At 52.2% G+C, this 12,337-nt stretch carries 1 protein-coding gene; it reads left to right on the forward strand.

Annotated elements, in window-relative coordinates; translation table 11 throughout:
- Positions 1–12,337 (forward strand): amino acid adenylation domain-containing protein (locus WA407_RS25955; RefSeq protein ID WP_336078714.1); only part of this gene is annotated, 12,337 nt, incomplete at both ends.

Raw genomic sequence — 12,337 nt, forward strand, 5'->3', positions numbered from 1 at the left:
GTCCTATTGCGAATACCCAAATCTATATCATGAATACGAATGGGGAATTGCAGCCCGTCGGCGTACCGGGTGAGTTATGTATTGCAGGGGAAGGATTGGCCCGTGGGTATTGGAAACGTGAAGAACTGACGGCCGAGAAATTTGTGAAAAATCCGTTTGCTGATGACAAGTCAGACCATGAGCGGATGTATCGTACAGGCGATTTGGCAAGATGGATGCCGGACGGCAACATTGAATATTTGGGTCGGATGGACCATCAGGTGAAAATCAGAGGTTACCGGATCGAACTGGGCGAGATCGAATCGCAGCTGCTGCAGGTGGAGTCGGTACAAGAAGCGGTCATCATGGCACGTACGGACGAAACGGGCCAAACACAGCTCGTGGCGTACTACGTGGCGAGTCAAGAGCTGGGAGCGGGTGAGCTGAGACAGGAGCTGGGACAAGAGCTGCCAAGCTATATGATGCCGTCGTATTTCATCTGGTTGGAGCAGATGCCGCTGACACCGAATGGTAAAATCGACCGCAAGTCCCTGCCAGCACCAGAAGGCGGTTTGCAAAGCGGAGCGGATTATGCAGCGCCACGCACTGTAACAGAACGAACACTCGTAGCGATATGGCAGTCCGTCCTGGGCGTGCCAATCGTTGGTATTTTAGACAATTTCTTTGACCTGGGCGGCGATTCGATCAAGGCGATTCAAATCGTGTCCCGTGCGTTCCAGGCAGGCTACAAGCTGGACATGAAGGATTTGTTCCGCTATCCCATCGTCGCAACCCTGGCACCGCATATGCACGAGGTCAGTCGTATGGCAGATCAGGGAGAAGTGAGCGGAGAAACGGCGTTGCTTCCGATCCAGCATGGGTTCTTTGCGCAAGCCCAAGTGGATGCGCATCACTTTAATCAGGCCGTTATGCTGCACCGGGAGCAGGGCTTTGACGAAGCTGCTCTGCGTCAGGCACTTGGCAAACTAGCAGAGCACCATGATGCTCTGCGGATGGTGTTCAGCAAAACCGAGCAAGGCTATAAAGCATGGAACCGCGGAATACAGGAAGGCGAGTTGTATCATCTGGACGTGCTGGACTTTAGGGATTTGACGGATAAAGCCATACTCAGCGCGGCAATTGAGGCGAAAGCCAATGAAATTCAAAGCAGTATCCAGCTGCAAGAAGGACCGCTGTTAAAGGTGGGTTTGTTCCACTGTGCAGATGGGGACCATCTCCTGATGGCGATTCACCATTTGGTGGTGGATGGGGTATCCTGGCGCATTTTGTTTGAGGATTTGGCTACTGCCTATGAACAGGCTGTTCATCAGGAAGTGCTTCAGCTGCCGGACAAAACGGATTCATTCCGTTCCTGGTCACAAAAACTTTCCACCTATGCGAATAGCACAGCCATGGAAAGTGAACACGCCTACTGGGAGCAATGGAACGCAGCGGCTTTGTCTGACCAAGTACGTTTGCCTGAGGATCAAGCGCAGGCTGAGCCCTTTACCTTGGCTGACACCGATGCAGTGGTCGTCCAGCTTACGGAGGAAGAGACATCAAAATTATTGAAGCAAGCACACCGCGCATATAACACGGAAGTGAACGATCTGCTTCTGACGGCACTGGGCATGATGCTGTACACGTGGACGGGTCATGAACGCAGCCTGATTAGTTTAGAGGGACACGGGCGTGAGAACATTTTGCCGGATACGGACATTTCTCGTACGGTAGGCTGGTTTACGAGTCCATATCCGGTATTGCTGGACATCGGTCGCAATCACGCTTGGTCGGAACGCATCAAACAGGTCAAAGAGAGCCTGCGCCTTATTCCGAATAAAGGAATGGGCTACGGAATTTGGAGATATTTGAGTGAAACCGGTCAAGCGGTTGGTCAGCAAGCAGGTGTGCTGAGCCTAGGTCAATATCAAGCTTTTGCCGAGCCACAAGTAAGCTTTAACTATCTCGGACAGCTGGATCAGGACTTACAAAACAGCGGTATGAATAGGTCTCCTTACTCAATTGGATCGATCGCTAGTGACCGGACGAAGATGAAATATGCGCTCGATGTGAGCGGGATCGTAACGAACGGCATTCTGGAACTCGACATTCGGTATAACGGCAAAGCCTTCCGTAAGGACACCGTCCACATGCTAGCCAATCTGCTGAAATCCAATTTGCTTGAAATGATCGAGCATTGTGTCACACGGGAGCGGACCGAATTGACTCCAAGTGATGTGCTGTTTAAAGGTCTGACAATGGAGCAATTAGATACGATTAAGGAGCAGACCAAGACGGTTGGGGAATTGGAAAATGTGTACCCGTTGACCCCTATGCAAAAGGGGATGCTGTTCCATAGTTTGATGAATGCAGAAACAGGCGTGTATTTTGAGCAGGCAACCTTTGATCTAGAGGGCCACTTTGAACCATCCCTATTCGAGGAAAGTCTGAAGCTGCTGGTTAGCCGGCATGCTATATTACGGACGAATTTCTACAGCGGCTGGTATGGTCAACCGTTGCAGATTGTCTATCGTCATAAAAATCCGAGCTTCCGTTATGAGGATGTCAGAGGGCGCGAACACGCTGTAGCTGAATTTGTGGCCCAGGATAAAGCTCGAGGCTTTGATCTAAGCAAGGATGCGCTCATGCGCGTAGCCGTCTTCCGCACGGGTGATCGCTCCTACCGTTTTGTATGGAGCTTCCATCATATTGTGATGGACGGCTGGTGCCTGTCCCTGATGACGGACGAAGTGTTTGGGGCATATGTTTCCTTGCTGGAGCACAAACAGCCAGAGCTCGCACCTGTCAAGCCGTATAGTGATTATATCGAATGGCTGGAACAACAGGATGCGCAGGAAGCAACCCGTTATTGGAGTGACTATTTGGCAGGTTTTGAGCAGCAAACCTTGTTGCCTGGTGAGAACGCACAAGCTTCTGTCGTCGCACGGGATGAAGAATCAGACGGAAGCGATGAAAGTTCAAATGCCGGCTATGTTTCGGAAAAGCTGCCCTTTAGGTTGGGTAAAGAACGGACTGCGGCATTAAACCAAATGGCCAAGCAACAACATGTCACGATTAACACATTGCTGCAAAGTGTGTGGGGTGTTATTTTACAGCAATACAATAATAATCAGGATGTTGTGTTTGGTGGTGTGGTATCCGGTCGTCCGGCAGACCTTCCAGGCGTGGAGAACATGATCGGATTGTTTATCAACACGATTCCAGTACGCATTTGCAGTGCACCGGATGCTACATTTGCTGAAGTATTGCAGCGCACCCAGGAACAGTCTTTGGCCTCCAGTGTCTATGATACGTTCCCGCTATACGATATCCAGGCACTAACTGAACAAAAACAAGACCTGATTCATCACATCATGGTCTTTGAAAACTACCCGATCGGGCAACAGATGAAGCAGATGGGCGGTTCCGGCGAGACAAAGGCACAAACAGGCTTCTCGATTGCCAATGTGGCACTTGCCGAGCAAACCAACTACGATTTTAACCTGATTGTCGTGCCTGATGAGGATATCTCTATCCTGCTTGAATACAATGCGCTCGTGTATAGCCGGTCTGCCATGCAGCGTATCCGGGGCCATATCGACCATGTCATCGGACAAATTGTGGACAATCCGAATATCCGAGTGAATGAGCTGGAATTGGTAACACCGGAAGAACAGGCACAGCTCGTTCAGGTCTGGGGGGATACGGCGGCAGCCTATCCGCAGGATCAAACGCTAAGTGCACTGTTCGAGCAGCAGGCAGCGAAAACACCGGATCAGGTGGCAGTGTTGTGCGGAGCGGAATCGTTGACCTACGCGGAGTTGAATGAGCGCGCGAACCGTTTGGCTCGAACACTGCGTGCCGCAGGTGTTGAACCGGATCAGCCCGTGGGCATTTTGGTTCAACGTTCGCTGGACATGATCGTAGGCATTTATGCGATCCTCAAGTCAGGCGGAGCTTATGTACCCATCGATCCAGAATATCCGGCGGATCGTATCCGCTTTATGCTGGAGGATTCGGGTGCGAAGCTGGTACTGACGCAATCGCATTTGGCGGAGCAAGCGTCACTGAGTTTTGACGGCCAGGTGTTGGTGCTGGATCGTCATGAGCAGGATGGCCAAGACATTTACCACGAAGACGATTCGAATCTGGAGCCACTGGCTGGGCCACACCATGTAGCCTATGTCATCTACACCTCCGGCTCCACCGGGAAACCGAAGGGCGTGATGGTGGAGCACCATTCCGTGCTGAACCGGATTTTGTGGATGCATGATCGATACGGCTTGAGTGCAGAAGATACGATCCTGCAAAAGACCGCCTTCACGTTCGACGTGTCGGTGTGGGAGCTGTTCTGGTGGTCGCTGGTCGGCTCGAAGGTGAGCTTGCTGCCCGTGGGCGGGGAAAAGAACCCGGAAGACATCGTCGACACGATTGCCCGCGATGGCGTGAGCACAATGCACTTTGTTCCCGCCATGCTGCATGCGTTCCTAGAATATGTGGAGCAGCAGCCACAGGAAGTGATGCAAGCGAAGCTGGGCACGCTGCGCCATGTCTTTGCCAGCGGCGAAGCGTTGCCGCCACAGCATGTGGCGCGATTCCAGCGGCTGGTGTCGAGCCTGGCTGGAGCGAAGCTGGTCAATCTCTACGGACCAACCGAAGCGACGGTGGACGTATCGTACTTCGATTGCGAGCCTAATGAAACCTATTCGGTCATTCCAATCGGGAAACCGATTCAAAACATTCGTCTGTACATCGTGAAGGAAGGTACGGAGCAATTGCAGCCGATCGGGGTTGCAGGAGAACTGTGCATCGGCGGTGTCGGCGTAGCCCGAGGCTATCTGAACCGTCCAGAGCTGATGGCCGAGAAATTTGTGAAAGACCCGTTTGCAGGCGGGGAAGCAGGCTATGAACGGATGTACCGCACAGGCGATTTGGCGAGATGGATGCCGGACGGGAACATTGAATATCTGGGCCGGATCGACCATCAGGTGAAAATCCGGGGGTACCGGATTGAGCTGGGCGAGGTCGAATCGCAGCTGCTCCAAGTGGAATCGGTACGCGAAGCCGTGGTCACGGCGCGTGCGGATGAGACGGGACAAAAACAAATGGTGGCGTACTATGTCGCCGGACAAGAGCTTGGCGCCAGTGAGCTGAGAAGTGAGCTGGGCCGGGAGCTGCCAAGCTACATGGTACCGTCGTACTTTGTACAGCTGGAGCAGTTGCCGCTGAGTCCAAATGGAAAAATTGACCGCAAGGCTCTACCAGCACCAGAAGGCAGCCTACAAACCGGAACGGATTATGCAGAGCCGCGTACTGCTCAAGAACGCGCTCTAGTAGCGGTCTGGCAGTCGGTACTGGGACTACAGACTGTGGGTATCTTGGACAATTTCTTCGATCTGGGCGGCGATTCGATCAAGGCGATCCAAATCGCATCCCGTGCGTTCCAGGCTGGCTATAAGCTGGACATGAAGGATTTGTTCCAGTATCCAACGGTGGAAGCACTGGCACCGCATATGTATGAGGTCAGTCGTATGGCAGATCAAGGAGAAGTGAGCGGGGAAACCGCTTTGCTTCCGATCCAGCATTGGTTCTTTGCGCAGGAGCGCGAGCGTCCGCAGCACTTTAATCAGGCAGTTATGCTCTATCGTGCCGAGGGCTTTAATGAGATAGCGGTTCGTCAGGTGATGGATCACATCGTGAAGCATCATGATGCGCTTCGTACGGTTTTCCATCAGAATTCCTCTGGTTATATGGCTTGGACACGTAGTGTAGATGAAGGCGCGTTGTATACGCTGGAAACGATGGATTACCGTAAACAGGAAACCTATGCGGAAGCGCTGGAAGCGAAGGCAAATGAAATTCAAAGCAGCATTCACCTGTCCGAAGGACCTCTGGTCAAGCTGGGATTGTTCCGCACAGCCGAGGGCGATCATTTGCTCATAGCCATTCACCATTTGGTGATAGATGGGGTATCGTGGCGGATTCTGTTTGAAGATTTCTCTACTGGCTACGAACAGGCGATCAAGGGCGAGCCTGTACGATTGCCCTTTAAAACCGATTCCTTCCAAACATGGGCACGGGAGTTGTCGTCTTACGCCAACCGTCCAGAGGCTGCATCGGATGAAGCCTACTGGCAGCAGCTGGAACAGGCCAAAGCGAAAGCGGCACCGCTACCTAAGGATTTCGCCTACGAGGGTTCCTTGAATGCAGACAGCGAAGTGCTGACGGTGGAGTGGACCGAGGCTGAAACGGAGCAACTGCTAAAGCAGGCCCATCGCGCTTATAACACCGAGGTCAATGATTTGCTGTTGACCGCGTTAGGATTGGCGATGCACAACTGGACAGGCGCCGGACAGGTGCTGGTGAATCTGGAGGGACATGGCCGGGAAGCAATTCTGTCAGAGGTGGATATTACACGTACAGTAGGCTGGTTTACGAGCTTGTATCCGGTGCTGCTGGACACAGATGTCAACCTGACGCTGGCCCAGCGGATTAAAGAAACGAAGGAAGGTCTGCGCCGCATTCCGCATAAAGGGCTGACCTATGGCACATGGCGCTACTTATCTCCTGCGTCTGCATCGGATGAAGCGCAGGCGATTGGAGCAGAACCGGAAATCAGCTTTAACTACTTGGGGCAGGTCGATCAGGATGTGCAAAACAGTGGAATCACATGGTCATCCTATAGCGCAGGGGAGACAGAGGATGCCCATTCACCGCTGCAATATACGCTGGATTTGAATGCAATGATCTCGGAAGGCACGCTGCGCTTGACGATCGCTTACAGCCGTAAGCAGTATCGCCAAGAAACGCTGGAACGTGTGGCAGGACTGCTACAATCCGCTTTGCAAGAGGTGATTACGCATTGTGTCGCTCGGGAGCATCCGGAACTGACTCCAAGTGATGTGTCCTTCCAGGGTCTGACGACTGGAGAACTGGAGCACATGGCAGCGCAGGCTGGACATATAGGTGAGCTGGAAAATGTATACGCACTGACGCCGATGCAAAAGGGCATGCTCTTTTACAATCTGATGGACTCACAATCAGGAGCATATTTTGAGCAGGCATCTTTTGATCTACAGGGACATTTTAATATCGCTGCATTTGCGGCAAGTTTGGATGTATTGGTGCAGCGGCATACGGTACTACGCACGAACTTCTACAGCGGCTGGAAAGATGAACCACTTCAGGTTGTGTATCGGAATAAGCGCAGCGAACTGTATGTAGAGGATTTGCGGGATATGGAGCAAGAGCGGCAAAACGAGTACATCCTCGAATATACGCGCAAAGACAAGCAAAGAGGCTTTGATCTGGCGCAAGATGCTTTGATGCGTGTGGCTGTTTTGCGCACAGGTGAGGATGCGTACCGTTTTGTATGGAGCTTCCACCATATCGTGATGGACGGCTGGTGCTTGTCGCTGGTGACAGGCGAAGTGTTTGCGAGTTATTTTGCAATACTGACTCATAAGCAACCTGAACTGGCCCCTGTAACGCCGTACAGTCAATATATTGAATGGCTGGAACAGCAGGATCGTCAGGCCGCATCAGGTTACTGGAGCAAGGTTCTGGAAGGATATGAGGAACAGTCCCGCCTGCCACAGGCTAAAATCCAGGGCAAAACGGAATATCAGGCGGAGCGTCTGGATTTTGACTTGGGCGCGGATCTAACGGCAGGTATTCAGCGCATAGCCAAGCGTTATCAGGTAACGATCAATACGTTGATGCAGACCGTTTGGGGCCTGTTGCTGCAAAAATATAATGGCACAGATGATGTGGTGTTTGGCAGCGTGGTATCTGGACGTCCGGCAGACATTCCGAATGTGGAGCACATCATTGGTCTGTTTATCAATACCATTCCTGTGCGTATCCGCAGTCAAGTGGACAGCTTATTCTCAGACGTGATGAAGCAAACCCAAGAGCAATCGATTGCTTCCCATGCCTATGATACGTATCCGTTGTATGAAATTCAGGGGCTATCGGAGCTTAAGCAGGATTTGATCAATCATATTCTTATTTTTGAGAACTATCCGGTAGAGGAACAATTGGAGCAATTAGGCAACGGTAATGAGTCCAGCTTCAGTATCACCGGAGCCGAATCTGTCGAGCAGACCAACTATGACTTTAACCTGGTGGTATTGCCGGGGAACACCATTCATATGAGCTTTGGGTATAATGCGCTGGCCTTTGAACGGGAAAGTGTAGAGCAAATTCGAGGTCATCTGGTGCAACTGCTGGAGCAGGTGGTAGCGAAGCCAGACATTCGGGTGCATGAGCTGGATATGGTAACCGCGCAGGAGCGTGAGCAAATCGTTGAGGCTTGGGGAAATACAGCGGCAGCATATCCAAGCGAGCAAACGATTCACGGCTTGTTCGAGGCGCAAACCGCGCGGACGCCGGAGCAGACAGCATTGTTCTTTGAAGGAGAGCAGTTGACCTATCGTGAACTGAATGCACGCGCCAATCGTTTGGCTCGTACCTTGCGTAGTCAAGGCGTGACGAAAGATCGTTTGGTGGGTCTGATGACCGAGCGTTCGGTAGACATGATCGTGGGCATCTTCGGGATTTTAAAAGCCGGGGGTGCATATGTCCCCATCGATCCGACCTATCCAGAGGAGCGTATCCGCTACATGCTGGACGACTCAGGTGCAAAGCTACTGTTGACACAAAGTCATCTGGTAGACAAAGCCGCTATCAACGGGCATGTGCTGGTGCTGGATGGGGAGCAAACGGTGTACCACGAGGATGGTTCCAATCTGGAGCCGTGGTCCGGTCCGAACGATCTAGCCTATGTGATTTATACGTCAGGGACCACGGGGCAGCCGAAGGGCGTGATGCTGGAGCATCACGGGCTGTGCAATCTGAAAACGTATTTTGATCAGACACTCAAGATCCGTACGTCGGATCATGCGTTGCTGTTCGCCAGCTATTCGTTCGATGCGGCTTGCTGGGAAATCTTCCAGGCACTGTTCTGCGGAGCCACACTGTATGTACCAACGTCAGAGACGATTTTGAACTACGAGCGGTTTGAGCAATATATGGCGGATCATCAGATCACCGTGGCCGCTTTGCCGCCGACCTATGCGGTGTATCTGGAGCCAGAACGGATGCCAAACCTGCGTATTCTGTTCACGGCGGGTTCAGCATCTTCAACCGAGCTGGTATACAAGTGGAAGGATCAAGTGGCGTACTACAACGGCTATGGTCCAACCGAAAACTCGGTGGCGACATCCATCTGGCCGGTATCCGAGGATGAAAGGGCAGGACAACTCATTTCTATCGGACGCCCTGTACCGAATCATCGGGTATACATGATGGATGTGCATGGACATTTGGCTCCGGTAGGTGTCGCGGGTGAGCTATGCGTGTCCGGTCCGGGTCTGGCTCGGGGTTATCTGGATCGTCCAGAGCTGACGGCTGAGAAATTTGTATCGAACCCGTTTGCGGCTGGCGAAGCAGGCTACGAACGGATGTACCGTACGGGTGACTTGGCGAGATGGATGCCGGACGGCAACATCGAATATTTGGGCCGGATCGACCATCAGGTGAAAATCCGGGGCTACCGGATCGAGCTGGGTGAGGTCGAGGCACAAATTTTGAAAGTGGAGGATGTACAAGAGGTCATCGTACTGGCTCAGGCGGACGAGCAGGGACAAAACCAACTGGCGGCGTACTATGTCGCTGAACGGGAAGTAAGCGCTGGTCAGCTGCGCAGCTTACTGGGCGAGGAGCTTCCAAACTACATGGTGCCTTCGTATTTCATCCAGCTGGAGCAGATGCCGCTGACACCGAACGGTAAAATCGACCGCAAGGCCCTGCCGGCACCAGAAGGCAGCCTGCAAAGCGGAGCGGATTATGTAGAGCCGCGCACAGCGCTGGAGCAGACGTTAGTGTCCATTTGGCAGGCTGTATTAGGAACGAAGAGAGTCGGGATTTTGGATAATTTCTTTGATCTGGGCGGCGATTCGATCAAAGCGATCCAGGTATCCTCCCGTTTGCTGCAAGCGGGCTACAAGCTGGACATGAAGGATTTGTTCCAATATCCTTCCATCTCGCTGCTGAGCGGTCATGTTCACAAGGTCAGCCGCACAGCCGATCAGCGGGTGGTTTCGGGGGCAGTTAGATTGACCCCGATTCAGCAATGGTTCTTTGGACAATCCTCAGCAGAGCCACATTATTTCAACCAGTCGGTGATGCTGTATAGGGCGCAAGGCTTCGATGAAGCCGCATTGCATCAAACGGTGGCCAAGGTAACGGAGCATCATGATGCGCTACGTATGATCTTCCGTCAGACCGAACAGGGCTATGAAGCGTGGAATCGCGGTCTGAACGAAGGCCAGCTGTACAGTCTGGATGTTGTAGATCTGATGGGCGTCGAAGACGCGGCAGATGTGGTGATGGCGATTGAAACGAAAGCCAATGCCATCCAAAGTTCCATTCGTCTGGACGAAGGACCGTTGGTGAAGCTGGGACTTTTCCGCTGCATGGATGGAGATCATTTACTGATTGCCATTCACCATTTGGTCATAGACGGGATTTCGTGGCGGATTGTGTTTGAGGATTTTGCCACGGGATATGAGCAGGCCGTTCGAGGAGAAGCGATTCGCCTGCCTTATAAAACGGACGCTTACTCCGCTTGGGCAGAGCGCTTGTCTCAATATGCGAATAGTCCGGCGATCGAAAATGAACGTGAATATTGGCAGCATCTCGCTCAAATGGAAGTCGCATCGTTGCCTAAGGATCAAGAGAGAGCGGAGGGACAACATTCTCTAATCAGAGACACTGCGACGGTGACCGTGGCTTGGAGCGAACAGGAAACACGACTGCTGCTTCAGGAAGCACACCGTGCGTACCACACCGAGGTCAATGATCTGCTGTTAACCGCACTCGGCACAGCGGTATATAACTGGAGCGGACAGGAGCGCGTGCTGGTCAATCTGGAGGGACATGGCCGGGAAGCCATTGTTCCAGATATCGACATCACCCGTACCGTGGGCTGGTTTACGAGTCAGTATCCGGTGCTGCTGGATGTGGACGGAAAGGCAGAAGTCGGGCAGCGAATCAAGCGGGTGAAGGAAGACCTGCGTCATGTGCCGCATAAGGGTATTGGCTACGGCATTTTGAAATATATGTCTCAGCATGATGCCCATCCTTCCTGGACCCTGCAGCCTGAAATTAGCTTTAACTATTTGGGACAATTTGATCAGGACTTGGAAAATGGGGATATCACGCTGTCTTCACATCCAGGTGGAGAGCCGATGAGTGACCATACCGTTCTGGAGCATCCGCTGAATGTGAACGGAATGATTACAGCGGGCGCGCTGACACTGGACATTCGCTATGACAGTAAGGTATATCATCAGCAAAATGTAGAAAACTTTGCGCAGTTGCTGCAGGAAAGCTTGCAGGAAGTGATCGCTCATTGTGCCTCCAAAGAGCGGAGTGAGCTAACACCAAGCGATGTATTGTTCAAAGGCTTGTCACTGGAACAACTGGAACAGTTGACGGAGCAAACTTCTTCTGTAGGCGAGCTGGAAAATGTGTATGCTCTTTCGCCTATGCAGAAGGGGATGCTGTTCCATAATCTGATGGAGCCGGAGTCAGGCGCCTACTTCCAGCAAGCGTCGTTTGATCAAAAGGGCAGCTTTGATGTTGCAATTTTCCGCAAGAGTCTGGATGTACTGACACAGCGTCATGAAGCGCTGCGGACGAATTTCCATATGTTTGAGACAGGACACAGTCAGGAGCCATTGCAGATCGTATTCCGTCACAAAGATAGCGACCTTTCCTTCCAGGATATACGGGAAATGCAGGAAGCGGAGCAACAGGCGTATATCCAGGCGTTTAAGCTGGAGGACCAAGCTAGGGGCTTTAATCTCGGTACCGATGCACTCATGCGCGTACAGGTATTACAGACCCATGAAGAAACGTATCATTTGGTATGGAGCTTCCATCATATTGTCATGGATGGCTGGTGCTTATCGCTCGTTACGGGTGAAGTGTTTAGTACGTACTTTGCGCTGCTGGAGCAGAAGCAGCCGGAGCTTGCTCCTATCACACCGTATAGCCAATATATCGAATGGCTAGAGCGTCAGGATGAACGTGCGGCAAAAGAGTACTGGAGCAGCTATTTGGCGGGCTTTGAACAGCAGACGTTGTTACCTGGATCGGATGCTTCATCGAAAAACCAAGCGGCTAATACGGTATCCACTACAGCAAGTGAAACCAGCGAATATGTTTCTGAAAAAATAACGGTAGATCTGGACCCAACGTGGAGCGAAGCCATACACCGGATTGCAAAGCAGCAGCAGGTCACGATTAATACGCTGATGCAGAGCGTGTGGGGCCTTATTTTGCAGAAATA

This window comes from Paenibacillus sp. 203 (genome assembly GCF_037027525.1).
Lineage (GTDB): Bacteria > Bacillota > Bacilli > Paenibacillales > Paenibacillaceae > Paenibacillus > Paenibacillus polymyxa_B.